The organism is Streptomyces sp. NPDC055955 (genome assembly GCF_042270245.1).
In the GTDB taxonomy this organism is placed as follows: domain Bacteria; phylum Actinomycetota; class Actinomycetes; order Streptomycetales; family Streptomycetaceae; genus Streptomyces.
The window spans coordinates 159970-182966 of record NZ_JBHJYS010000013.1; the positions used below are offsets into that span (position 1 = coordinate 159970).

Annotated in this window: 24 protein-coding genes; 17 read left to right on the forward strand and 7 right to left on the reverse strand. The window is 72.7% G+C overall.

The window, feature by feature from the left end; translation table 11 throughout:
- The first annotated feature begins 10 nt into the window (after positions 1–10).
- From mshB to ACFC96_RS25855, 7 genes are all read left to right on the forward strand, one after another.
- Complete coding sequence (gene mshB / locus ACFC96_RS25825) at positions 11–904, forward strand: N-acetyl-1-D-myo-inositol-2-amino-2-deoxy-alpha-D-glucopyranoside deacetylase (RefSeq protein WP_376614325.1); 894 nt, start codon at positions 11–13, stop codon at positions 902–904.
- A gap of 98 nt (positions 905–1002) precedes the next feature.
- Positions 1003–1383, forward strand: a complete 381-nt coding sequence (locus ACFC96_RS25830; RefSeq protein WP_376614424.1) for a DUF6113 family protein — start codon at positions 1003–1005, stop codon at positions 1381–1383.
- A gap of 143 nt (positions 1384–1526) precedes the next feature.
- Positions 1527–3500, forward strand: a complete 1974-nt coding sequence (locus ACFC96_RS25835) for a hypothetical protein (protein WP_376614327.1) — start codon at positions 1527–1529, stop codon at positions 3498–3500.
- Between the two features lie 144 nt (positions 3501–3644).
- Entirely contained in the window at positions 3645–4565 is a 921-nt protein-coding gene (locus ACFC96_RS25840) for an ABC transporter ATP-binding protein (RefSeq protein WP_376257877.1), read from the forward strand.
- Positions 4562–5302: an ABC transporter permease gene (locus tag ACFC96_RS25845; protein ID WP_376257879.1), complete on the forward strand. Its 741-nt coding sequence runs from the start codon at positions 4562–4564 to the stop codon at positions 5300–5302. Before ACFC96_RS25840 ends, ACFC96_RS25845 begins: the two co-directional genes overlap by 4 nt.
- Positions 5303–5337: 35 nt before the next feature.
- The gene (locus ACFC96_RS25850) at positions 5338–6480 is read left to right on the forward strand and encodes a sensor histidine kinase (RefSeq protein WP_376614426.1); all 1143 of its coding nucleotides are present in this window, start codon (positions 5338–5340) and stop codon (positions 6478–6480) included.
- A complete protein-coding gene (locus ACFC96_RS25855) occupies positions 6477–7091 on the forward strand; it encodes a response regulator transcription factor (protein ID WP_362903721.1) in 615 nt (204 codons plus the stop codon). Before ACFC96_RS25850 ends, ACFC96_RS25855 begins: the two co-directional genes overlap by 4 nt.
- A 4-nt stretch (positions 7092–7095) precedes the next feature.
- On the opposite strand, the gene ACFC96_RS25860 is transcribed toward ACFC96_RS25855, so the two are convergent.
- Positions 7096–7938 carry a tetratricopeptide repeat protein gene (locus ACFC96_RS25860; protein ID WP_376257883.1) on the reverse strand — a complete coding sequence of 281 codons (843 nt, stop codon included), beginning with the start codon at positions 7936–7938 and terminating at the stop codon, positions 7096–7098.
- 11 nt (positions 7939–7949) lie between these two features.
- Positions 7950–8969 carry a GNAT family N-acetyltransferase gene (locus ACFC96_RS25865; RefSeq protein WP_376614329.1) on the reverse strand — a complete coding sequence of 340 codons (1020 nt, stop codon included), beginning with the start codon at positions 8967–8969 and terminating at the stop codon, positions 7950–7952.
- Positions 8970–9110: 141 nt separating this feature from the next.
- On the opposite strand from ACFC96_RS25865, the gene fdxA reads away from it, so the two are divergent.
- Together fdxA and ACFC96_RS25875 are read left to right on the forward strand one after the other, a co-directional pair.
- Positions 9111–9431, forward strand: a complete 321-nt coding sequence (gene fdxA / locus ACFC96_RS25870; protein WP_030573070.1) for a ferredoxin — start codon at positions 9111–9113, stop codon at positions 9429–9431.
- Positions 9432–9533: 102 nt separating this feature from the next.
- A complete protein-coding gene (locus ACFC96_RS25875; RefSeq protein ID WP_376257887.1) occupies positions 9534–10637 on the forward strand; it encodes a bifunctional succinyldiaminopimelate transaminase/glutamate-prephenate aminotransferase in 1104 nt (367 codons plus the stop codon).
- 184 nt (positions 10638–10821) lie between these two features.
- On the opposite strand, the gene ACFC96_RS25880 is transcribed toward ACFC96_RS25875, so the two are convergent.
- Both ACFC96_RS25880 and ACFC96_RS25885 read right to left on the reverse strand, forming a co-directional pair.
- On the reverse strand, positions 10822–11280 hold the full coding sequence (locus ACFC96_RS25880; protein WP_376257889.1) for an ATP-binding protein: 459 nt from the start codon (positions 11278–11280) through the stop codon (positions 10822–10824).
- A 300-nt stretch (positions 11281–11580) separates the two neighbouring features.
- Positions 11581–12507: a heavy metal transporter gene (locus ACFC96_RS25885; RefSeq protein WP_376257891.1), complete on the reverse strand. Its 927-nt coding sequence runs from the start codon at positions 12505–12507 to the stop codon at positions 11581–11583.
- Positions 12508–12569: 62 nt separating this feature from the next.
- On the opposite strand from ACFC96_RS25885, the gene dapE reads away from it, so the two are divergent.
- Together dapE and ACFC96_RS25895 are read left to right on the forward strand one after the other, a co-directional pair.
- Positions 12570–13649, forward strand: a complete 1080-nt coding sequence (gene dapE, locus ACFC96_RS25890; RefSeq protein ID WP_376257892.1) for a succinyl-diaminopimelate desuccinylase — start codon at positions 12570–12572, stop codon at positions 13647–13649.
- Between the two features lie 73 nt (positions 13650–13722).
- On the forward strand, positions 13723–14472 hold the full coding sequence (locus ACFC96_RS25895; RefSeq protein ID WP_376257894.1) for a TIGR00730 family Rossman fold protein: 750 nt from the start codon (positions 13723–13725) through the stop codon (positions 14470–14472).
- 18 nt (positions 14473–14490) lie between these two features.
- Here the strand turns inward: ACFC96_RS25895 and folP are convergent, their stop codons facing one another.
- Positions 14491–15351, reverse strand: coding sequence for a dihydropteroate synthase (folP, locus tag ACFC96_RS25900; RefSeq protein WP_376257896.1), 861 nt, complete (start codon positions 15349–15351; stop codon positions 14491–14493).
- A 150-nt stretch (positions 15352–15501) separates the two neighbouring features.
- On the opposite strand from folP, the gene ACFC96_RS25905 reads away from it, so the two are divergent.
- Together ACFC96_RS25905 and ACFC96_RS25910 are read left to right on the forward strand one after the other, a co-directional pair.
- Positions 15502–15861 carry a DivIVA domain-containing protein gene (locus tag ACFC96_RS25905; RefSeq protein ID WP_376257897.1) on the forward strand — a complete coding sequence of 120 codons (360 nt, stop codon included), beginning with the start codon at positions 15502–15504 and terminating at the stop codon, positions 15859–15861.
- Entirely contained in the window at positions 15858–16451 is a 594-nt protein-coding gene (locus tag ACFC96_RS25910; protein ID WP_376614331.1) for a DNA-3-methyladenine glycosylase I, read from the forward strand. The genes ACFC96_RS25905 and ACFC96_RS25910 overlap by 4 nt, the downstream gene beginning before the upstream one ends.
- 38 nt (positions 16452–16489) lie before the next feature.
- Here the strand turns inward: ACFC96_RS25910 and ACFC96_RS25915 are convergent, their stop codons facing one another.
- Entirely contained in the window at positions 16490–17293 is an 804-nt protein-coding gene (locus ACFC96_RS25915) for an enoyl-CoA hydratase/isomerase family protein (protein ID WP_376257899.1), read from the reverse strand.
- 312 nt (positions 17294–17605) lie between these two features.
- Here ACFC96_RS25915 and ACFC96_RS25920 point away from each other — a divergent pair, with 312 nt between their 5' ends.
- Positions 17606–17773: a DUF3117 domain-containing protein gene (locus tag ACFC96_RS25920; RefSeq protein ID WP_003966491.1), complete on the forward strand. Its 168-nt coding sequence runs from the start codon at positions 17606–17608 to the stop codon at positions 17771–17773.
- 117 nt (positions 17774–17890) lie between these two features.
- On the opposite strand, the gene ACFC96_RS25925 is transcribed toward ACFC96_RS25920, so the two are convergent.
- Positions 17891–18589 carry an O-methyltransferase gene (locus ACFC96_RS25925; protein ID WP_116510313.1) on the reverse strand — a complete coding sequence of 233 codons (699 nt, stop codon included), beginning with the start codon at positions 18587–18589 and terminating at the stop codon, positions 17891–17893.
- Positions 18590–18745: 156 nt separating this feature from the next.
- On the opposite strand from ACFC96_RS25925, the gene sigE reads away from it, so the two are divergent.
- The 3 genes from sigE to ACFC96_RS25940 all read left to right on the forward strand — a co-directional run bounded on the left by sigE (position 18746) and on the right by ACFC96_RS25940 (position 22805).
- The gene (gene sigE, locus ACFC96_RS25930; protein ID WP_376257901.1) at positions 18746–19519 is read left to right on the forward strand and encodes an RNA polymerase sigma factor SigE; all 774 of its coding nucleotides are present in this window, start codon (positions 18746–18748) and stop codon (positions 19517–19519) included.
- Positions 19516–20499 carry a zf-HC2 domain-containing protein gene (locus ACFC96_RS25935; protein WP_376614333.1) on the forward strand — a complete coding sequence of 328 codons (984 nt, stop codon included), beginning with the start codon at positions 19516–19518 and terminating at the stop codon, positions 20497–20499. Before sigE ends, ACFC96_RS25935 begins: the two co-directional genes overlap by 4 nt.
- A gap of 182 nt (positions 20500–20681) precedes the next feature.
- Entirely contained in the window at positions 20682–22805 is a 2124-nt protein-coding gene (locus tag ACFC96_RS25940) for a trypsin-like peptidase domain-containing protein (protein WP_376614335.1), read from the forward strand.
- The last annotated feature ends 192 nt before the right edge of the window (positions 22806–22997 follow it).

Sequence of the window (22997 nt, forward strand, 5' to 3'; positions counted from 1 at the left end):
GCTGGGTCGCATGACGGAACTGCCCGACCGGCGTCTGCTCCTCGTGCACGCGCACCCCGACGACGAGTCGATCAACAATGGCGCCACCATGGCCAAGTACGCGGCCGAAGGTGCCCACGTCACCCTGGTGACCTGCACCCTCGGCGAGGAGGGCGAGGTCATCCCGGACGTACTCGCGCACCTCGCCCCGGACCGCGAGGACATCCTCGGCCCGCACCGCATCGGCGAGCTCACCGCCGCCATGGAGGAGCTCGGGGTCACCGACCACCGCTTCCTCGGCGGCCCCGGACGCTTCCGCGACTCCGGGATGATGGGAGCCGAGCAGAACGACCGGTCGGGCGCCTTCTGGTCCACCGACCTGGACGAGGCCGCCGCGTATCTCGTCGAGGTGATCCGCGAGGTCCGTCCCCAGGTCCTCGTCACCTACGACCCGGACGGCGGCTACGGCCACCCCGACCACATCCAGGCCCACCGCGTCGCCATGCGCGCTGCCGAACTCGCGGCCGAGCCCGCGTTCCGCCGGGACCTCGGCGACACCCACACCGTCGCGAAGATCTACTGGAACCGGGTGCCCAGGTCCGTGGCCGAGGAGCGCTTCCGGTGGCTGGCCGGCGTCCTCGGCTCGACCCCGTACAAGGCCGCGGCCGAGATCGGCGACGTGCCGGGCGTCGTCGACGACGAGCGGGTCACCGCCGAGATCGACGGCAGGGCCTTCGTCGCGGCCAAGACGGCCGCGATGCGCGCCCACGCCACCCAGGTCGAGATCGCACCCGGCGGCGAGCCGGTCTTCGCCCTGTCGAACGGGCTCGCCCAGCCCGTCTTCGACGTGGAGTATTACGAGTTGGCGCGGGGCGAGGCAGAGGCGCCGTACGAGACGGACCTGTTCGCGGGAGTGGTGGCGTGATGAGTGGCGCAGGCAAGTCGGGCAACCCGGCCAAGTCCGGCCGGGCGGCGGCGTCGAGCGGCGCCGCGAAGCCCCCGGCCGGCCCGCCCGTCCAGCCGATGGGGGCCGGACTCGACGCCGGACACGTCGCCGTACTGGCCGGGCTCCTCGTGCTCGGCGTGCTCGTCGGAGTGGCCGGTTCCCTCGTCCAAGGGGGCCTCTTCCCGGGCGGGTTGCTGCTCGCGCTGCTCGGCGCGGCCGGCGCGTTCCTCGGCGGGGCGCGGGCGACGGGCACCAGGGGAGGGGCCGTCGCACCCGCCGTGGGCTGGGCCGTCGCGGTCATCCTGCTCACGGCGAGCCGGCCCGAGGGCGACTTCCTCTTCGGTGCGGGAACCGGCTCCTATCTGTTCCTTCTCGGCGGGATGGCCATCGCTGTGATGTGCGCCACCCTTGGTCTGTCCCGGCAACCACCGGGGCCCGCCGCCCGACTTGGGAAGTGACGTACCACTTCGGCCCGTGCCCCGCACGGGTTTCGTCGGCGGTCACCGGATGCGTTCCGGCCGCGGCCAGTATGGTGGTGCGCGCCGCCGGGCAGCCCGCGTGAGGTCGAGACGGGCGGCGGAGCCAACCGGGAGAACCTGCTTTGAGCCGTGAAACTGACAGTTCGTCCTCCGGGCCCCAGGGGCGCGGCGGTGCCGCGTACCCCTCGGGGACGCCTCCGTACGGCACCCCCGCCCAGGGCTCCGGTCCCGGCGACGGTGCGCCCGGCGATGCCGGGCAGCCCGCCGAGGGCCGGCCGGTCCCCGAGGAACGCAAGACGGAGACCACGCTGACGACGCGGATCCGGATCAACATCCCCGGATCGCGCCCCATCCCGCCCGTAGTGATGCGTACGCCCATGAGCGACGTGGACGCGGGACCCGCCACCCCGGACCCGGCCGCCCCGCCGGCCCCGGCACCTCAGACCCCCACCGCCCCCGCCCCCCGGACACCTCCTTCGGGTGACGGCCAGAGCGCACCGGCCGCGGAGGAGAAGACGAGCAGCTGGTTCGCGCCGCGCAAGTCGGGCCCGCCCCAGGCAGGCGCCTCCTCCGACAGTCCCGCTCCGGGCAACTCCGGTGCGGTGCCCGGCCCGTCGGGCGGCTCCGGCGCGTTCGACGTGTCGGGCGCGGTGGCGGCCGGGCCGCTCGGCGGCACCACGTCGCAGGGCCGCCCGCCGCAGCCCGGGAACTCCGGCGACCCGCACCGCGGCGACCTTCCCTACTTCGCAGGAAACGCCGACGGCTCGGGCCCCGGCGTCCCCCCGCGCGGCCCTTCGGGCCCGACCACGGGACCCGCGGGCGGCGACAGCCCGATGGCGCGTCCCGGCGGCGACAGCCCGATGGCGCGTCCCGGCGGACCTGCCGGTGGCCCGCCCGGCGGTCAGCGGCCGCCGCAGATGAGCGACGACACGGCGATCCTCACGCCGCAGAGGCCCGCGCCCGAGCCGGGCCCGGGCGGCCATGTCTCCGGCGAGACGCTCACCAGCGGCATCCCGGTCGTCACACCGGGCCCCGGCGGACCGAACGCGCCGTTCGGTCCCGGCGGCCCGCGCCCCGACGGGCCGCTGCCGCACACCCCGCCGAAGCTCCCCGACCCGGTCGGCCAGAGCGCCCCGGCCGCGCCCCGCAAGAAGAAGGGCCGCAACAAGCTCGTCCTCGTGGGCGCGGGCGTCGTGGGCCTCGCCGGTGTCGCGTACGGCGCCGGTCTGCTGATGAACCACTCGGACGTGCCGAAGAACACGACCGTGCTCGGCGTCGACATCGGCGGCGGCACCCGTGACGAGGCCGCGGCCAAGCTCGACACCGCGTTCGGCAAGCGCACCACCGACCCGCTCCAGCTGTCGGTCGACGGCAAGTCCGTGCCGCTCAGGCCGGACCAGGCGGGTCTGAGCCTGGACAGCACGGCGACGGTGGCGGCGGCCGCGGGCAGCGACTACAACCCGGTCTCCGTGATCGGCTCGCTGTTCGGCAACGAGCGCATCGTGGAGCCGGTCATGCCCGTCGACGACGAGAAGCTCCAGGCCGCCCTCGAACGGGCCGCCGGCGGCGCCGATTCCGGCGACGGCACGATCAAGTTCGTCCCCGGCAAGGCCATCGCCGTGTACGGCAAGACGGGCAAGGGCATCGACGTCGCCCGGTCCTCCTCGTCCGTCGAGGAGGCGTACCGCACGCATGTGGAGACGGGCGCCTCGCGGCCCGTGCCGATGGCGACGACGACCCGCAAGCCGACCGTCCCCGACGCCGAGGTCGACCGGATGATGAAGGAGTTCGCGGAGCCGGCCATGTCCGCGAACGTCGTCATCAAGGCGGGCAACGCACAGATCCCGTTCGGTCCCGCCAAGTCACTGCCGCAGATCCTCAGCGTCAAGGCCGTCGACGGCAAGCTCGTCGAGTACTACGACAAGGCCGCTCTGAAGAAGCTGTACGGCAACACGTTCGACGGCGTCCTCATCACGCGCGGCACCGGCAAGAAGACGCCGGTGACGCCCGAGGACGTCATCGGCGTGATGCGGCAGGCCCTCAAGGGCAAGACACCCGCCGAGCGCACCGGGGTCATCGAGACCAACCCGGGATGACCGGTAGGCACGTCGCACACCGGGCGGGTCCCCTCACGGGGGCCCGCCCGCCGTGCTGCCGCCCGCGGACATGACATCTGTCATCCCGGACTCCGGCTTCCCGACACTGCCGGGCGGCCACCCCCACCCGCCACCATGGGTTCCATGACAACGACAGCACAGGCCACCGAGGTGGTCAGCTTCGAGCGGGTGAGCAAGAGCTACGGGGACGTCAGGGCCGTGGACGGGCTCACCCTCGATCTGCACCGGGGCGAGACCGTCGCCCTCCTCGGCCCGAACGGCGCGGGCAAGTCGACCACCCTCGATCTCCTCCTCGGCCTGCGCCCGGCGGACACCGGGACCGTCCGCGTCTTCGGCACCAGCCCCCGGGACGCGATCGTCCAGGGCCGCGTCGGCGCCATGCTGCAGAGCGGCGGCCTGATGGACGAGGTCACCGTGGCCGAGCTCGTGAAGCTCGCCTGCGCCCTGCACCCCGAGCCGTACAAGCCGGGCGACGTGATGTCCCGGGCGGGCATCGCGCAGATCGCCGACCGCAAGGTCAACAAACTCTCCGGCGGCCAGGAGCAGCGCGTCCGCTTCGCCCTCGCCACCGCCGGGGCCAACGACCTCATCGTGCTCGACGAGCCGACCACCGGCATGGACGTCTCGGCCCGCCAGGCGTTCTGGGCCACGATGCGTGAACAGGCCGACCAGGGCCGCACGGTCCTCTTCGCCACGCACTACCTGGAGGAGGCCGACGCGATCGCCGACCGCGTCCTCGTCCTGCACCGCGGCCGCATCCTCGCCGACGGCACCGCCGCCGAGATCAAGGCCAGGGCGGGGGCCCGCAAGATCGCCTTCGATCTGGAGGGCGACATCGACGAACAGGCCCTGCGCGCCCTGCCGTTCCTCACCACCCTCGATGTGTCGGGCCGCACCGTGCGCCTCCAGTCGAGCGACGCAGACGCCACCGTGCACGCCCTGTACGGACTCGGTGTCTACCCGCGCAACCTGGAGGTCGCGGGCCTCGGCCTGGAGCAGGCCTTCGTAGCCATCACCACGGCCGAGGAGGCCAGGACGTCATGAACAGCCTGATCAAGCTCGAGATCACCCGAGCCCTGCGCAACAAGAAGTTCCTGTTCTTCTCCGTCGTCTACCCGTCGGTCCTGTTCCTGCTCATCGCGGGCAGCTCCGACAGCTCGACGATGGTCGACGGCACCGGCCTGAACCTCGCCGCGTTCATGATGGTGTCGATGGCGTCCTTCGGCGCCCTGACCGCCGTCCTCATGGGCAACAGCGAGCGCATCGCCAAGGAGCGCGAGAGCGGCTGGGTACGCCAGCTGCGCCTGACGACGCTCCCCGGGCGCGGCTACGTCCTCGCCAAGACCGCGAGCGCCGCCGTGGTCAGCCTGCCGTCCATCGTGGTCGTCTTCGTCGTGGCGGCCGTCACCAAGGGCGTACGGCTCGACGCCTGGCAGTGGCTCGCCCTCGTCGTCGCGATCTGGGCCGGCAGCCTGTGCTTCGCCGCGCTCGGTGTCGCCATCGGCTACCTCGCGACCGGCGACGCCGTCCGCCCCATCACGATGATCGTCTACTTCGGTCTCTCGATCCTGGGCGGCCTGTGGTTCCCCTCGACCGGCTTCCCGCAGTGGCTCAGCGACATCGCGTCCTGGCTGCCCACCCACGCGTACGCTGCCCTGGGCCAGGCCATCGAGCTGGGCAACGCCCCGCACGGCAAGGACGTCGCGCTGATCATCGCCTACTTCCTGGTCTTCGCCGGCGGCGCGGCCTGGCTGTACCGGAAGGACACCCTGAAGGCGTGAACGCCAAGACGCCGGACGAGATCAGGCTCACCGGCATGGGGCAGTCGCCCCGCAACCGCCGTGAGGCCCTGCGCAAGCTGCTGTGGATCGGTATCTGGCTGGTCTTCATGGCGGATCCGATCGACGACCTCGTCAACGGAGATCACACGGCCTGGGCCACCGCCCTCGGCTGGCTCGGCCTGGTCGCCTTCGTCGGCGTCTACCTGGCCCTCGTCTTCCGCCACACGGCCCGCGCCATGCGCCTTGGGCGGCTGGCCGCGATCCTCGGGGCACTCGCCGCGGTCGGCGTCGTCATGTCCCTCACGCTCGGCGCCCCGTGGCTCGTCCTGTTCGTGTACGTCTCCGTGTCCTGCGGGGCGGTACTGCCCATGCGGTACGCCCGCTGGACGATCGTCGCGGTCACGGCCGCGATGGTCCTCCTCGGGATCCCGCTCGGCCGCGGCTGGGACCTCGGCCTGGTGGTGCCCGCCCTCCTCGGCGGCTTCGCGATGACGGGCGTACGGCAGCTCGTGCGCACGACCGTCGAACTGCGCAGGGCACGCGCCACCGTCGCCCAGCTCGCGGCCAACGAGGAGCGCCTGCGTCTGGCCCGCGACCTGCACGACCTCCTCGGGCACTCGCTCTCCCTGATCACGCTCAAGAGCGAGCTCGCCGGCCGTATGCTCCCGGACCACCCCGAGAAGGCGGCCCAGCAGGTCGCCGACATCGAGCAGGTCAGCCGTCAGGCGCTCGTCGACGTGCGGGAGGCCGTCACCGGCTACCGGCGCCCGCGTCTCGGCGCCGAACTGGCCGGAGCGCGCGCCGCACTGGCCGCCGCCGGCATCGAGGCCGAGGTCCCCGCGGACGCGCCCGACGACCTGCCCGCCGAACAGGAGGCCGCCCTCGCCTGGACCCTGCGCGAGGCCGTCACCAACGCCGTACGGCACAGCGGCGCCCACCGCTGCACGGTCGGCATCGCCCACCGCCAGACCCTGGACGGCCCCGTCCTGGAGCTCAGGGTGGAGGACGACGGGGCCGGTGCCGCGGCGGGCGGCAGCGGCGTACCCGGCAACGGCCTGACGGGCCTGCGCGAACGCGTGGAGGGTGTCGGCGGCACCCTGGAGGCGGCGCCCGTGCGGGACCGCGGGTTCCTGCTGGTGGCCCGGGTGCCCCTGGGCTCCGTAGGATCCGCCGCATGAGCGCTCAGATCAAGGTCCTGCTCGCGGAGGACCAGTCGATGGTGCGGGAGGCCCTCGCGGCGCTCCTCGGCCTCGAACCCGACATCGAGGTCGTCGCCCAGGTGGCGCGCGGCGACGAGGTGCTCGAGGCGGCCCGCGCACACGGCCCCGACGTGGCGCTCCTGGACATCGAGATGCCCGGCATGACGGGCATCGAGGCCGCCGCCCAGCTCAGCGAGCACCTGCCCGCCCTCAAGGTCGTCGTCCTCACCACGTTCGGCCGCCCCGGCTATCTCCGCACGGCGATGGAGTCCGGCGCCGACGCGTTCCTCGTCAAGGACGCTCCCGCGGCCCAACTCGCCGAAGCCGTACGCAAGGTGCTCGCCGGCGAGCGCGTCATCGACCCCACCCTCGCGGCCGCCGCGCTCGCCGGTGGCGCCAACCCGCTGACCGACCGCGAACGCGAGATCCTGCGCGCGGCGGCCGACGGTTCGACCAACGCCGAACTGGCGGCGGCCCTGCACCTGTCGCAGGGCACGGTCCGCAACTACCTCTCGACGGCCATCCAGAAGCTCGCCGTGCGCAACAGAGCGGAAGCGGTACGGATCGCCCGTGAGAAGGGCTGGCTGTAGCCGGTCAGTTGAGCATCGCCCGGGCCGCCCGCGCCTGCGCGCGCACCGTCTCGGCGGCCGGGGCGTCCACGGCGCCCACCACGTCCGCATACGCGTCCAGCTCCGCCGCCCCCGCGAGGAAGTCCCCGCTGCGGACGAGGAGTTGGGCCCGCGCGTAGCGCAGCCGGGCCGGGTGCGCGGGCAGCAGCAGCGACAGCTCGACGGCCCACAGCGCCACGTCCGACCGCTCCGGCCGCCGGGCCGCCCACGCGCCGATGTTGTTCAGGATCCGCAGCACGACATCCAGCGGATCGGCCGGCTGCAGCATCGCCGCGTTCAGCGGCGCCCCCGTCGCACCGGCCACGAGCAGCTCCGCGTCCGCGCCCGTCAGGACCCGGCCCCCGTCGAACGGGTCGGCGAGCACCTGATCCTCCGCGGGGCCGAACCCGACCACGAAGTGCCCCGGCAGCGCCACCCCGTACACCGGCGCCCCCGCCCGCCGCGCGACCTCCATCCACACCACCGACAACAGGATCGGCAGCCCCCGCCTGCGCCGCACCACCTCGTGCAGGAGCGACGACTCCAGACGCTCGTAGTCGCCCGGCGTGCCACGGAAACCGCAGCGGGCGCCCAGCAGCCCGGCCAGCGCCGTCGCCCACGCCAGCGGGCCGCCGGGCCGGAACGGCACCTGCCCGGCGAGCCGGTCGAGGTCCATCTGGACCGCGTCCATCCCGGCCTCGTCGAGCGAGCCGTCCGCCTCGGCGGCCACCAGCAGGCACAGCTGCGACAGATCGGGCCGCTCCGCCCTGGCCTCCTCGGCGAACCGCCGGCGCAGCTCCTCGGAGCGGGGTGAGATGTGGGGGGACATACGTGCCTCGCTCAGTGCCCGGCCGGGTCCGGGTCCGGTTCCGGTGCGCGGTAGTGGTGATACGCGTGGTGCGCGGCGAAACCCAGCCGCGCGTACAGCGCCCGAGCCCCTTCATTGTCCGCCTCCACCTGGAGCCAGGCCGCCGACGCGCCCTCCTCCAGCGCGCGCCGCGAGAGCGCCGTCATCACGGTGGACGCCAGGCCCTGGCGCCGCCGTGACGGAGCCACCTCGACCGCGGCGAAGCCGGCCCACCGCCCGTCCACGACGCACCGCCCGATCGCGTCGGGCTCCCCGCCCTCGCCCGGCACGGTCGCGAACCACACCGAGGGTCCGGAGGTCAGCACCTTCAGGGCCACCTCGCGCGCGCCCTTGCGCTGATACCGGCCGAGCCACGCCTCGCCCGGCTCCCGCGTCAGCTCGACCCCGTCGCCGGGGTCCGCGCCGTCCGCGACCGGCGCCAGCCCGCCGACCCACATCTCCGCGCTGACCTCACGCACCCACTCCCGCTCCTCCAGCTCCGCGCACAGCAGCTCCTGCGTGCCCTCGGCGCCGGTCGCGGTCTGGATGTACGCGGGCAGTCCGCGCCGCTCGTACCAGGCGCGGACGCGGGCCAGCGCCTCGTCGAGGGGGAGCCCAGGATCACCCAGTGGCAGAACCGAGTTGGCCCGCCGGGTGAACCCGGAGGCAGCCCGCAGCTCCCAGTCGCCGAGCCGCTCGCTCTCCACCGGCTGCCACGCGCGTGCGGCCGCCCGCGCCAGCTCCTCGTACGACGCGGCGGGCCCGCGGCGCCGGGCGGGCGCGGCCGGCACGACCTTCCCCGCGACCAGTGAAGATTCCGGAATGCGGACCTGCTCGCCGCCCCGCTTTGTGATGAGCAGCACACCATCGGTCCACGATGTGAGAACTCCGACCGTGTCGGTGAACTTCGCACCCGGCGAGCTGCCCTCGGTCAGCCGTCGCACAGACACGCGTTTTCCCACGTCAGAGGCCGTCAAGCGAACCTCGAGCCGTCCGCCCGCAGTGAATTCCACAGCTCCGCCCACCCCTCCTGTTCGGATCATGCCCAGGAACGGAGATACTAGGTGCGGGCATCGACGACGCCGCGCTCCCGCGCGCCACGCGGACGGAGCCGCAGATCGGCCCGCCGCGCCCTATCGAGGAGGAACGACAGCGTGACCTACGTCATCGCGCAGCCTTGTGTCGACGTGAAGGACAAGGCGTGCATCGAGGAGTGCCCGGTCGACTGCATCTACGAGGGCTCCCGGTCCTTGTACATCCACCCGGACGAATGCGTCGACTGTGGAGCCTGTGAGCCGGTCTGCCCGGTCGAGGCGATCTTCTACGAGGACGACACTCCCGAAGAGTGGAAGGACTACTACAAGGCGAACGTCGAGTTCTTCGACGAGCTCGGTTCGCCCGGCGGCGCCAGCAAGCTCGGCCTGATCGAGCGCGACCACGCCTTCATCGCCGCGCTTCCGCCGCAGAACCAGTAAGCGGGCCGCATATCGCGCCGCCCCGGTCCCGTACGGCACGCCCGCCGTACGGGACCGAGGCGTTTGCCCAATGCGCATGCACGTACGAAAGAAGTGAGCCAGGTGTCCGCAGTCTCCGACCGCCTTCCCACGTTCCCCTGGGACAAGCTCGAGCCGTACAAGAAGACGGCCGCCGCCCATGAGGGCGGGATCGTCGACCTCTCCGTCGGCACGCCGGTCGACCCGGTGCCGGAGCTGATCCAGAAAGCGCTGATCGCGGCCGCGGACTCGCCGGGCTATCCCACGGTGTGGGGCACGCCCGAGCTGCGGGACGCACTCGTGGGCTGGAGCGAGCGGCGCCTCGGCGCGCGCGGGTTCACCCACCACAACGTCCTGCCGATCGTCGGCTCCAAGGAGCTGGTGGCCTGGCTCCCGACGCAGCTGGGCCTCGGCCCGGGAGACAAGGTCGCCTACCCGCGCCTGGCCTACCCGACGTACGAGGTCGGCGCCCGCCTCGCCCGCGCGGACCACGTCGCGTACGACGACCCCACGGAGCTCGACCCGACGGGGATCAGGCTTCTGTGGCTCAACTCGCCCTCGAACCCGACCGGCCGCGTCCTGTCCAAGGACGAGCTGACCCGGATCGTCGCCTGGGCGCGCGAGCACGGCATCCTCGTCTTCTCCGACGAGTGCTACATCGAGCTCGGCTGGGAGGCGGACCCGGTCTCGGTCCTGCACCCGGACGTCTGCGGCGGCTCGTACGAGGGGATCGTGTCGGTCCACTCGCTCTCGAAGCGGTCGAACCTCGCCGGCTACCGGGCCGCCTTCCTGGCCGGTGACGCCGCCGTCCTCGGCGACCTGCTCCAGATCCGCAAGCACGGCGGCATGATGACGTCCGCCCCGACGCAGGCGGCCGTCGTCGCGGCGCTCGGTGACGACGAGCACGTACAGGAGCAGCGCGGGCGCTACGCGGCCCGCCGCGCGGCCCTGCGCGAGGCGCTGGTCGGGCACGGCTTCCGCATCGAGCACAGCGAGGCGAGCCTCTACCTGTGGGCCACGCGCGACGAGTCCTGCTGGGACACCGTGGCGCATCTGGCGGAGCTGGGGATCCTGGTCGCGCCCGGCGACTTCTACGGTCCCGCGGGCGACCGGTTCGTGCGCGTGGCGCTGACGGCGAGCGACGAGCGCGTGGCCGCGGCCGTCGAGCGTCTGAGCCGGGGCGTCTGAGCCGGAGCGTCTGAGCCCGGGGTCCTGAGTCGAGGCGTCTGGAGTCAGAGCTTCTGGAGTCAGAGCTTCTGAAAGGTGCCTGAGCCGGGGCGTCCGCGGGACAGCTCACGGCACAGCGAAGGGGGCGGGGAGCCTGTCGTCACAGGCTCCCCGCCCCCTCTCACTCTCGCCGGGTGCCGGATGCTCAGCCGAGCGGCAGGCCCTGCGTCGGCAGGTCGCCCGTGGCGGGGAGCGCGCCGGTGGGCAGGCCGCTGCCGAGCGCGCCGGTCGGCACACCGCCGTCGGTGGCCGCGCCCGCGGTCCGGCCGAGCACGTCACCGGCGCTGCCCGCGACGTCACCGGCAGCCTTCTGGGCGGCGGGGGTGGCCGTCCTGGCGCTCCGGCCCACGGCCTTGCCGGCGGTCGGCACGGCCTTCTTCACGGCCTTGCTGCCCGCGTCACCAGCGAGGCCGCTGACGTTCTTGGCGGCGCCGTCGACGGTGTTGCCGACGTTCGCGCCGTCGAGCGCGGTGAGGCCGCCCACGTTCGGGGTGGCCGGGAGGTCTACGGCGCTCGCGGATCCGGCCGCTCCGACCACGGGAGCCGCTCCCGCTGCGATCAGCAGCGCGGCACGGGCGATCCGGCGGGTCAGGGGGAGGGACATTGATGCTCCTTAGACGGGAGAGAACGGTGGTGTCAGGCGCCGGGCACCCGGCGCTCGGACGCAGTGACTACCGCTCGAAGGTCGCGAAGGTTTCGCTCCCGCAACATAAAGAGTTGGCAATGTGTCGCATTATCATCTGCGGCGAAAAACGGGCAAACGCCTCGCCCGTCGCACGGTCGTAAAACGCCTACGCCCCTTTGCCCGCAAGGGATTTCCGCATATGCCCACGGGCCCTGCGAAGAACCGTGCGGGACGTCGCCCCCGGATGACGTACATCGCCCGATCGAGCTATCAACCGCACTACTGCGCGGTCACGATCCGGACCTCTCGCAGGCCCTTCTCGACCCCTGCCGCGGCCTGCGCCGCGGCCCCGCTCCATCTGCCGCCGTCGTCGCCCGCGGTCCAGTCGCGGCCCGCGTAGGACACCCGCTCGATGTGCAGGGCCGACGAGTTCGCCACCGCCCAGTGCGCCAGCTCCCAGCCGCGCTGCTGCTCCGCGCCCTCGGCAGAGTCCACCGCGGCGGGCACCGGGACGGTCACGTCGTGCCCGTCCGCGCCGGCCTCCGGCGACACCTCGCGCCCGAAGTCACGCACCAGCGCAGCCCGCACCTTCGCCGGATCGCCCGGCTTCCTGACCTCCGTGCCGCTCGGCCGGCCCTCGCAGGTCAGCGACGCGCCCGCCCGGCCGGTCAGCGCCGCGGCGAGCAGCGTGGCGTCCGGCTCGTGCTTCGCGTACGCCTGCGGATAACCGCTGCGCTGCACCCGCTGCGCGGCGACCGTCAGGGGCAGCCGCGAGTAGCCCGGGATCTTGTCCAGATGCTCGTAGAACCGCCCCGCCGCGTACACCGGGTCCATGATCTGCGCCTGCGTGCCCCAGCCCTCCGAAGGGCGCTGCTGGAACAGGCCCAGCGAGTCGCGGTCGCCGTGATGGATGTTCCGCAGGCCCGACTCCTGGAGCGCGGTCGCGAGGGCGATCGTGACGGCGCGCTCGGGCATGCCGCGCGAGGTGCCGACGGCCGAGATCGTCGCCGCGTTCACCGCCTGTTCGGAGGTGAACTCGTAGGTCGCGCCGTCGCCGTTCCCCGACACGACCGTGCAGCGTGGGGCCGGTCTGCCGCCCGAGACGTACTGGACCACCAGATACGCGGCGACGGCGAGCAGCACCACGACGGCCGCCCCGATACGGAGGAGGCGGCCGCGCCGGACGAGGGTGGGGGGCTCAGGCACGCGTCAAAGGTACTGGAGGCCACCGACAGGGCCCGCGGCCGCCGGGCATTAGGGTCGACTCCATGGACCTCACCGCCCTTGACCTCACGCGGGACGCCGCGCTGCTCACCGCCCAGCTGGTCGACTTCGCGTCGCCGAGCGGGCAGGAGAAGCCCCTCGCCGACGCCATCGAGACGGCCCTGCGCGCCCTGCCGCACCTCACGGTCGACCGGTACGGCAACAACATCGTCGCGCGGACGAACCTGGGCCGCGCCGAGCGGGTCGTTCTCGCCGGGCACATCGACACGGTCCCGATCGCGGACAACGTCCCCTCGCGCCTCGACGAGGACGGCGTCCTGTGGGGCTGCGGCACCAGCGACATGAAGTCGGGCGTCGCGGTCCAGCTGCGCATCGCGCAGACCGTCACCGAGCCCAACCGCGACCTCACGTTCGTCTTCTACGACAACGAAGAGGTCGCCGCGCACCTCAACGGTCTGGGACACGTGGCGGAGGCCCACCCCGACTGGCTGGAGGGGGACTTCGCGATCCTCCTGGAGGGCACCGACGGCGAGGTCGAGGGCGGCTGCCAGGGCACCCTGCGCGTCATCCTGACGACCAAGGGCGAGCGGGCGCACTCCGCTCGCGCGTGGATGGGCTCCAACGCCGTCCACAAGGCCGCCCCCATCCTCGAACGCCTCGCCGCGTACGAGCCCCGCAAGCCCGTCGTCGACGGACTCCAGTTCCACGAGGGCCTCAACGCCGTGCGCATCGAGGGCGGCGTCGCCACCAACGTCATCCCCGACGCCTGCTCGGTCACCGTCAACTTCCGCTACGCGCCCGACCGCAGCGCCGAGGAGGCCGAGGCCTTCGTCCGGGACTTCTTCGCGGGCTGCGACATCGACGACTACGTGGTCGACGACCACACCGGCGGCGCGCGCCCCGGCCTCGACCACCCGGCCGCCGCCGCCTTCATGGCGGCCGTCGGCGGCAAGGCCCGCCCCAAGTTCGGCTGGACGGACGTCTCCCGGTTCAGCGCGCTCGGCGTCCCCGCCGTGAACTACGGCCCCGGCGACCCGATCTTCGCCCACAAGAGGGACGAGCACGTGGACACCCGCAAGATCCTCGCCGTCGAGGAACGACTGCGCTCCTGGCTCACGGCCTGACACTCCGAGGTCCCCCGTACGTAACCCGCGTAGACCTACCCTTGCTGCACGTACGCAGTGGAGGGAGCAGCGAATGAGCAACCCCGAGGGCAGGAAGCGTCCCAAGGAGCAGCGGCTCGGCCCGGTGATCCGTCGCCGCGACCAGGTCCAGGCGGGCACCACCGACCAGCGCCTCCTCGACTCCGAAGGTCCCTCCGAGTGGGTGCACACCGACCCCTGGCGGGTCCTGCGCATCCAGTCGGAGTTCATCGAGGGTTTCGGCACGCTCGCCGAACTCCCGCCCGCCATCAGCGTGTTCGGCTCGGCCCGTACGCAGACGGACTCGCCGGAGTACGCGGCCGGAGTCGCCATCGGCAAGGCGCTCGTGGAGGCCGGGTTCGCCGTCATCACGGGCGGCGGCCCCGGCGCCATGCAGGCCGCGAACCAGGGCGCCGTCGAGGCCAGGGGCATCTCCGTGGGCCTCGGCATCGAGCTGCCCTTCGAACAGGGCCTCAACCAGTACGTCGACCTCGGCCTGAACTTCCGCTACTTCTTCGTCCGCAAGACGATGTTCGTGAAGTACGCGCAGGGCTTCGTGGTCCTGCCGGGCGGCCTCGGCACCCTGGACGAGCTGTTCGAGGCGCTCACCCTCGTCCAGACCACGAAGGTCACGCGCTTCCCGATCGTCCTGTTCGGCACGCAGTACTGGAGCGGCCTGGTCGACTGGCTGAAGAACACCGTCATCGCCCAGGGCAAGGCCTCCGAGGCCGACCTGCTCCTCTTCCACGTCACGGACGACGTGGAAGAGGCGATCACCCTCGTGACCAAGGAAGTCGGCAAGTAGGGCCCTGAGGACAGGCGCCTACGCGAGCCCTCGGCGGGCGACCGCCGGGGGCCGGTGGCCCGCGATGGCGGCCACCATGTCGAGCACCTGCCTGGTCTCGGCCACCTCGTGGACCCGGTAGACCTGCGCGCCCAGCCACGCCGACACCGCCGTCGTCGCAAGGGTCCCGATCACGCGCTCCTTGACCGGCCTGTCGAGGGTCTCGCCGACGAAGTCCTTGTTCGACAGGGACACCAGGACCGGCCAGCCCGTCTCCACCATCTCGCCCAGCCTGCGCGTCGCCTCCAGGCTGTGCCGGGTGTTCTTGCCGAAGTCGTGCCCCGGGTCGATGAGCACCGACTCACGCGGCACCCCCAGCGCCACGGCCCGCTCGGCGAGCCCCACCGTCACGTCGAGGATGTCCGCCATCACGTCGTCGTACGCGACCCGGTGCGGGCGTGTACGCGGCTCGGCGCCGCCCGCGTGCGTGCAGACCAGGCCCTTCCCGTACCGCGCCGCGACCTCCGCCAGCTTGGGGTCGACGCCGCCCCACGCGTCGTTCAGGACGTCGGCGCCGGCCTCGCAGACCGCCGCGCCCACGTCGTGCCGCCAGGTGTCGACGCTGATGACGACGTCCGGGAAGCGGCGGCGCACCTCGGCCACGAAGCCGACCGTGCGGCGCGCCTCCTCCTGCGCGCTCACCTCGTCGCCGGGGCCCGCCTTGACCCCGCCGATGTCGATGATCGCGGCGCCCTCCGCCACGGCCTGTTCGACGCGGGTGAGCGCGGGCTCGTCGTGGAACGTCGAGCCCTGGTCGTAGAACGAGTCAGGGGTCCGGTTCACGATCGCCATGATCACCGGCTCGTGTGCGCCGAACTCGCGCGGGCCAAGCCTGAGCATCCCCTGTGACTCTCCTTGTGACTGCTGTGAAACCTGTCGACCGGTCGCCTGCGACCTTAACTGTCACACCCTCATGGCACGATCGGACCCTGACAGTTTCCGGACCGGGATCGGGACCGGATCCGGGCTTCGAGCCAGGGGACAGCGAAGATGGTCATGTTCTTGTTTCTGGTCGTCGCGCTCGTCGTGGTCGTCGGCGCGGTGACGCTCGCCGTGCTCGGCGGCGGCGAGAGCGGGGCGCTCCCGGAGGCGCCTCCGGAGCAGTACGCCGACCCGCTGCCCCACGACCGGCCGGTCGGCCGAGCCGACGTGGAGGCCCTGCGCCTGCCGGTCGCGCTGCGCGGCTACCGCATGGCGGAGGTGGACGACGCCCTCGGGCGGCTCGGCGCCGAGCTCGCCGAGCGGGACCAGCGCATCGCCGACCTCGAGACCGCCCTGTCGGGGGCGCGGGCCCAGCTGCGACCCCAAGGACCCGGTTTCGGCCGGCACCCCGGAGAGGACCACCGGTGAGCGACGAGAGCGCGGGCGGCGCCGTACCGGGCCCGGACGGGGCGCTGCGCTGCCCGTGGGGCCTGTCCACCGAGGACTACGTGACGTATCACGACGAGGAGTGGGGCCGCCCGGTCCACGGCGACGACGCGCTGTTCGAGCGGGTCTCACTGGAAGCCTTCCAGTCCGGCCTGTCCTGGATCACGATCCTGCGCCGCCGCGAGGGTTTCCGCGCCGCGTTCGCCGGGTTCAAGATCTCTGACGTGGCCGCGTTCACGGACACCGACCGCGAGCGGCTCCTCGCCGACGAGGGCATCATCCGCAACCGCGCCAAGATCGACGCGACGCTGGCCAACGCGCGTGTGCTCGCCGACTGGCCCGAGGGCGAGCTGGACACCCTCATCTGGTCGCACGCCCCCGACTCGGCCGCCCGCCCTGCGCCGCGCGTCATCGGCGACGTGCCCGCGATCACGGACGAGTCGACGGCCCTGTCCAAGGCGCTCAAGAAGCGCGGCCTGCGCTTCGTCGGCCCGACGACGGCGTACGCGCTGATGCAGGCCTGCGGCCTGGTCAACGACCACCTGGTGGACTGCGTGGCCCGCGAGCGCTGAGGACAGGCCTCAGGCGCGCCCCGGGCCGCGCACGCGCCCTACCGGCCCAGGTACTTGGGCTTCTCCTTGGCGATGAACGCCTGGACCGCGATGGCGTGGTCCTCCGACGCGCCCGCCCTCGACTGGAGTTCGTCCTCCTTGTCGAGGGACTCGTCCAGGGTGTGCCCCGCCGCGAAGGCGAGGGACTCCTTCAGCGCCGCGTACGCCAGCGTCGGACCCTCGGCCAGCGAACGCGCCAGCTTCTGCGCCTCCGCGGCCAGTTCGGCCGCGGGCACGATCCGGTTCGCGATCCCGAGCTCGTACGCCTCCTGCGCCTTCAGCGAGCGCGGGAACAGCAGCAGGTCGGCGGCGCGGCCGGGGCCCACGACGCGCGGCAGCGTCCAGGAGACACCGGAGTCCGCGGTCAGGGCCACACCCGCGAACGACGTGTTGAAGGCCGCCGTGTCCGAGACGATCCGGTAGTCGGCGGCGAGCGCGAAGCCGAAACCGGCCCCGGCGGCCACACCGTTGACCGCGGCCACGACGGGCTTGGGCATCTGCGTCAGGGCCCGGAGGATCGGGTTGTAGTGCTCGCGCACGGTGTTCATGGTGCGGCCCGTGCCCGCCTCGCGGTCGGCCATCAGGGAGCCCACGTGCTCCTTCAGGTCCTGGCCCACACAGAACGCGCGGTCGCCCGCGGCGGTGAGCAGCACGGCCCGTACCGAATCGTCCGCCGCGGCCGCCTGTGCCGCGTCCCGGAAGGCGACCTTGGACTCGGTGTTCATCGCGTTCATCGCCTCGGGGCGGTTGAGCGTGATGGTCGCGAGCCCGTCGCTCACCTCGTAGAGAACGCTGTCGGCCATGGATCCCCTCCAACTGATGCGGCTCGGTCGTCGTCAGTGCTCAGCATGACGGAGATCACGGTCCGCGGCGGGGCCCGGGCATGTGACCTGCGTCAAAGAAATATGTCTCGGGGGAGTCGTGAAGGAGGCGCAGTATCGCAGCCACATCGCCGAATTGAGTGGTTTTGCTCAAGCGCGTTGTGCAAGCGATACGGACCGAAGTTGGTCATCGGGTCCCGCGATGCGGGATAATGGCCAAGAAGCAATGTGTTCGATGCCGGTGACACCTGGGTTGTCGGCTGCGATGAGCTGGTTTCAGGAAGGGGAACGAGCATGGCGGCCATGAAGCCGCGGACGGGCGACGGCCCGCTCGAGGTGACCAAGGAGGGGCGGGGCATCGTCATGCGCGTTCCGCTCGAAGGCGGCGGTCGGCTTGTCGTCGAGCTGACTCCGGACGAGGCCGATGCACTCGGCGATGCCCTCAAGAAGGTCGTCGGCTGACGCGGAAGCGACCATACCTGTCGACTGCCCCGGTACCGCAAGCGGTGCCGGGGCAGTCGTGTATCCGCAGGTCAGACAGCATGCGGCAGCGTTTTTCGCGAGGCCTGGGACGCGGCGTCAGCGCTTGACGGCGCAGAGCAGCCCGTCGCCGACCGGCAGCAGCGAGGGCACCAGGTCCTGCGCCTCGCGCACCGCCCGCAGCAGCTCCCGCATCCGCAGGACCTCCACCGGCTGGGGGCCCGAGTCGACCGTCCGGCCGTCGGCGAAGACGCCCTCGAAGCAGACGAGCCCACCAGGTCGCAGCAGGCGCAACGATTCAGCGAGGTAGTCGAGGCACTCGGTGCGGTCGCCGTCGCAGAAGACGAGGTCGTACCCGCTGTCGGCGAGCCGGGGCAGCACGTCGAGGGCGCGTCCGGGGATGAAGCGCGCGCGATTGCTCGCGAATCCCGCGGCGCGGAACGCCTGCCGGGCGAACTGCTGCCGCTCCGGCTCCGGATCCACCGTGGTCAGGACGCCGTCGGGCCGCATGCCGTGCAGCAGATGGATTCCGGACACCCCGGTCCCCGTGCCGATCTCGGCCACCGCCTTGGCGCCCACGGTGGCAGCGAGCATCCGCAGCGCGGCGCCCGCGCCGGGCGACACCGGGCGGGTGCCGGCCTCACGGGCCCGGTCCCGGGCCCAGCGCAGCGCGTCGTCCTCGGCGACAAAGGCGTCGGCGAACGCCCAGCTCGTCTGCCGGTTGCCGGTAATGGCCCTCTCCTGTCCCCGTGGTTGCCTGCGCGTGACTGTATCCGTTGGTGGCGGGAACTCGCAGATGGGACCGGGCGTTTAAGGGGGCAGGGGAAAACGGCGTGGGAATGAGCACGGGGGTGGCCGGTGGATCGACAGAGCAATCAGCGCAGGCGAGGCGCCCGGCGCCCTCAGGCAAATCTCAGTAAAAACACTTATCCGGAGCTAACGGGCGAGGTGGCTATGGTAGGGGCTCCACTGGACACCACCAGAGCCGATAGGGGAGGTGCGGCTGCGCCTGTGGATCGGGGAGGAGTGCTGCGGCGCTTTCTCAGGTCGGCGGGTGAGCCGAAATCCGTGACCAACACCGCTGACCGTTCCGACGCCGTCCGTTCCGCGCAGACCGCGACCTTTGCCGCTGACGCGGAATCGCAGGCGTGGACTCCCCCGACCTGGGAGGAGATCGTCAGCACGCACAGCGGCCGGGTCTACCGCCTCGCCTACCGCCTGACGGGTAACCAGCACGACGCCGAGGACCTCACACAGGAGGTCTTCGTCCGCGTCTTCCGCTCGCTGTCGACATACACGCCCGGCACCTTCGAGGGCTGGCTGCACCGCATCACCACGAACCTCTTCCTCGACATGGTGCGCCGCAAGCAGCGCATCCGCTTCGACGCACTCGGCGACGACGCGGCCGAGCGCCTGCCGAGCCGCGAGCCGTCGCCGCAGCAGGTCTTCCACGACACGCACTTCGACGCGGACGTCCAGCAGGCGTTGGACACCCTCGCGCCCGAGTTCCGTGCGGCCGTCGTCCTGTGCGACATCGAGGGCCTCTCGTACGAGGAGATCGCCGCGACCCTGGGCGTCAAGCTCGGCACGGTCCGCAGCCGGATCCACCGTGGCCGCTCGCAGCTGCGCAAGGCCCTGCAGCACCGGTCGCCGAAGGCCCGTGCCGAGCGTCGCTCGCTCGCGACCACGGGTGTTCCCGCGCTTGGAGGAGGGGGCGCGACCGCGTGAGTGGATCACGTCCGAACCCCGCCGAGCGACAGCTCTCCGAGCAGCATCTGGGAGACCGGCTCGCCGCCCTGGTCGACGGTGAGCTGGGCCATGACGCCCGCGAGCGGGGCCTCGCCCATCTGGCCACCTGTCCGAAGTGCAAGGCCGAGGCCGACGCGCAGCGGCGGCTGAAGAGCGTCTTCGCCGAGGCGGCACCACCGCCCCCCTCCGAGAGTTTCCTGGCACGCCTGCAGGGGCTTCCCGGGGGAGGTGACGACTCACACGGCGGCGGCACCCCGTTCGGCGGGGGAGGGCTCGGCGGCAGAGGCTTCGGGAACGGAGTCTTCGCGGTAGACCCCGAACCCTTCGGCTACGCCCCGACCGGCCGCCACAACGCACTGCTCGCCAGCGCCCCGGCCGCGGAGCGCGGCTTCCGCATCCATGAGGTCGGCCGCGGCGACACCGACCGCGCGGCCTCGCGTGGGCGCCGCTTCGCGTTCGCCGCCGCCGGTGCGGTGTCGCTCGCCGCGATCGCGCTCGGCGGCGTCTCGACCGGCATTCCCGCCGACACGGGCGGTGACGTCCGGGGCGGCGGTTCGGGCAGCAACGCGACACCGCTGCGCAGCCAGAGCGCCGGTGTCTCCACGGCGGCCGAGTCGCAGCGCCGCCGGAACCTGTCACCGATGCTCGGGCAGCGGGCGGGCGGCGCGCTGAACGCGCCGGTCGCCGCCACGGAGTCGGGCGCGCCCCTGCTGTCCGGCATGGCCACGCAGTCGGGGGCGCAGAGCGCCGTCTACCCGCTCGCGGCCCCGCTCCTCAGCGGGACCCGGCCGCTGTCTCCGCTGATACGTCCCGCCGCATCCGTCCCCGCAGTGCCCCTGTCCGGCGTCGGCACCGCTTTCGAAAGCCCGGGGCAGGGCCCGGAGTCCAGCCCCGGGTCAAGCCTCGCGGCGGCCCCCGCGGTGTCGTCCTCCGGCACGCCCACGGCCTCCGCCCGCTGACGCCTCCGCCCGCCGACCCTGCCCTCTGCGCGCCGGTCCGCGAACCTGGTTGAATCCATGGTGAGCGGCCGCGCCCGGGCGATCCCGGGGTGCGGCGCCGAGGGGCGGTCCGACTGGGGCGATCGCCGTGTGGCTGCCCGCGGGTCGTTGCCGCGGGCCAGGTGTGGGGAGAGCGGCGGAACATGGACGAGGGGAAGCCCACGAAGGCGAAGTGGTGGAGCCGCCCCCGGCCGACCGGGGGCGCTCCGCGCGACGACGGGGACTTCGAACTGGCCGAGCCGGCGCCCGCGCCCGTGGTGTCGGGCTCAGGGGATGGGGCCGATGCCGCAGAGACCCTTGCCGGGAACGGTGGGGGCGTGGGTAACGGGGCGTCGGATGCGAGCGCCGGTGCCGGTTTTCGTGACAGCTCTGCCGTTGCCGATGCGGTGACCGACGAAGCTCCCGGTGGGCCCGCGCAGGTGGCCGGTGCTGTGGTGGGCGGGGCCGAACCCCCGCGGGCTGCCGATGCCGTGGTTGCCGAGGTCGATCCTGCGGAGGTGGCCGGTGCTGTGGTGGGCGGGGCCGAACCTCCGCGGGCTGCCGATGCCGTGGTCGCCGAGGTCGATCCTGTGCAGGTGGCCGGTGCTGTGGTGGGCGGGGCTGAATCCGCGCAGGTGGCCGATGTCGTGGTGGGCGGGGCCGAACCTCCGCGGGCTGCCGATGCCGTGGTTGCCGAGGGATCCGCCGGGGCGCCCGGCGAAGCCGTGACGGTTGATCAGGGTGCCGCGCAGCAGGAGCGGCCGCGTCCCCTGCACGCCCCGGACCCCTACGGCACGCCGCCTTACGGTGAGCCAGGGCCCTGGGCTCCCGCGCCGCCGGTCCAGCACCCGGCCACCGCAACGCCCGCGCAGGGCACGGCCATGCCGGCCCCGGCCCACGGCGCGCCCGTGCCGCCGGGCCACGGCACCGCCCCGCCTCCGTACGCCGGCGGACCGATACCCCACGCCGCCCCGTACGCCCCGCACCCGGCGGATCAGGCGCCGGTGCCCGTCGAAGCGCAGGCCCACCCTGCGGCACCGCCGCTCGCGGGCGGCTCGGTGGGGCCCGGCGCGGTGCCGGGCGGGCCCGGGCTCAACCCGCCCCCGCCCGGAGGGCCCTGGCAGCGGTACGACCCCTGGAACGCGCCCGCGCCCGCGGACAAGCGGCGGCGTGGGACCAAGCGGGGGCGGCGGCTGCTCGTCGTGTGGACCGCCGTGGTCGCGCTCGTCGCGGGCGGGATCGGTGGCCTCGTCGGCACGTATCTGGAGCGGGACGGCTCGTCCGCCGACGTGGAACTGCCGCAGGCCGACACCGAGTCCGTGAAGCGCGACCCCGGCAGCATCGCCGGTATCGCGGCCCGCGTCCTGCCGGGCGTCGTCACGATCCACGTCAGCGGTTCCGACACCCAGGGCACCGGCACCGGCTTCGTCCTCGATTCCCAGGGCCACATCCTCACCAACAACCACGTCGTCGAACCTGCCGGCAGCAACGGTGACATATCGGTCACCTTCAGCGGAGGCGAGACCGCCAAGGCCGAGGTGATCGGCCACGACTCCGGCTACGACCTCGCGGTCGTCAAGGTCACCGGCGTTCGCGGGCTCAAGCCCCTCGCCCTCGGCAACTCGGAGAACGTCCGGGTCGGTGACCCCGTCGTGGCCATAGGCGCGCCCTTCGACCTGGCCAACACGGTGACCTCCGGGATCATCAGCGCCAAGGAGCGGCCCATCACGGCGGGCGGCGAGAAGGGCGACGGCAGCGACATCAGTTACGTCGACGCGCTGCAGACCGACGCTCCCATCAACCCGGGCAACTCGGGCGGCCCGCTGGTCGATGCGCAGGGCCGCGTCATCGGCATCAACAGCGCCATCCGCTCCGCCGACAGCGGCTCGGACCTGGAGGGCGGCCAGGCCGGCTCGATCGGCCTCGGTTTCGCCATCCCCGTCAACCAGGGCAAGCGGGTCGCCGAGGAGCTCATCAACACGGGCCGCGCGACCCACCCTGTGATCGGTGTCACGCTCGACATGGACTACTCGGGTGACGGAGCCCGTGTCGCGACGAAGGGCAACAACGGCGGTTCGCCGGTGAATCCGGGCGGCCCCGGTGCCAAGGCCGGGATCGAGGGCGGCGACGTCGTCACCGCGGTGGACGGGGCGCGTGTCCACTCCGCCGAGGAACTCATCGTCAAGATCCGGTCCCACCGGCCCGCGGACCGCCTGGCCCTGACCGTGGAACGGGGCGGCAAGGAGCGCGAGGTCAGCCTCGTCCTCGGCTCGGCGGACGGCAGCTGACAGGGCACGGCGGCATGCGACGAGCGCCCCGCCGCGGTGCCGCCCCGCCTCCCGGGGGCCGGGCGGGACCGCGGTGAGGCGCCCGGCGGCAAGCGCTTGTGCGACGGCTGAGCCCAGACGTGGCCCAGTGGCTACCGGACGGACAGCAACGCCGGGTACCGTGGACCCGGTCCGGAACCCGGAAGACCTGCC

What these genes read in the sequence shown, in the direction of transcription:
- mshB (WP_376614325.1), top strand. Translation starts at nt 11, where the DNA reads ATGACGGAACTGCCCGACCGGCGTCTGCTCCTCGTGCACGCGCACCCC.
- ACFC96_RS25830 (WP_376614424.1), top strand. Translation starts at nt 1,003, where the DNA reads ATGGGGGCCGGACTCGACGCCGGACACGTCGCCGTACTGGCCGGGCTC.
- ACFC96_RS25840 (WP_376257877.1), top strand. Translation starts at nt 3,645, where the DNA reads ATGACAACGACAGCACAGGCCACCGAGGTGGTCAGCTTCGAGCGGGTG.
- ACFC96_RS25845 (WP_376257879.1), top strand. Translation starts at nt 4,562, where the DNA reads ATGAACAGCCTGATCAAGCTCGAGATCACCCGAGCCCTGCGCAACAAG.
- ACFC96_RS25850 (WP_376614426.1), top strand. Translation starts at nt 5,338, where the DNA reads ATGGGGCAGTCGCCCCGCAACCGCCGTGAGGCCCTGCGCAAGCTGCTG.
- ACFC96_RS25855 (WP_362903721.1), top strand. Translation starts at nt 6,477, where the DNA reads ATGAGCGCTCAGATCAAGGTCCTGCTCGCGGAGGACCAGTCGATGGTG.
- ACFC96_RS25860 (WP_376257883.1), bottom strand. Translation starts at nt 7,938, where the DNA reads ATGTCCCCCCACATCTCACCCCGCTCCGAGGAGCTGCGCCGGCGGTTC.
- ACFC96_RS25880 (WP_376257889.1), bottom strand. Translation starts at nt 11,280, where the DNA reads ATGTCCCTCCCCCTGACCCGCCGGATCGCCCGTGCCGCGCTGCTGATC.
- dapE (WP_376257892.1), top strand. Translation starts at nt 12,570, where the DNA reads ATGGACCTCACCGCCCTTGACCTCACGCGGGACGCCGCGCTGCTCACC.
- ACFC96_RS25895 (WP_376257894.1), top strand. Translation starts at nt 13,723, where the DNA reads ATGAGCAACCCCGAGGGCAGGAAGCGTCCCAAGGAGCAGCGGCTCGGC.
- folP (WP_376257896.1), bottom strand. Translation starts at nt 15,351, where the DNA reads ATGCTCAGGCTTGGCCCGCGCGAGTTCGGCGCACACGAGCCGGTGATC.
- ACFC96_RS25905 (WP_376257897.1), top strand. Translation starts at nt 15,502, where the DNA reads ATGGTCATGTTCTTGTTTCTGGTCGTCGCGCTCGTCGTGGTCGTCGGC.
- ACFC96_RS25915 (WP_376257899.1), bottom strand. Translation starts at nt 17,293, where the DNA reads ATGGCCGACAGCGTTCTCTACGAGGTGAGCGACGGGCTCGCGACCATC.
- ACFC96_RS25920 (WP_003966491.1), top strand. Translation starts at nt 17,606, where the DNA reads ATGGCGGCCATGAAGCCGCGGACGGGCGACGGCCCGCTCGAGGTGACC.
- sigE (WP_376257901.1), top strand. Translation starts at nt 18,746, where the DNA reads ATGGTAGGGGCTCCACTGGACACCACCAGAGCCGATAGGGGAGGTGCG.
- ACFC96_RS25940 (WP_376614335.1), top strand. Translation starts at nt 20,682, where the DNA reads ATGGACGAGGGGAAGCCCACGAAGGCGAAGTGGTGGAGCCGCCCCCGG.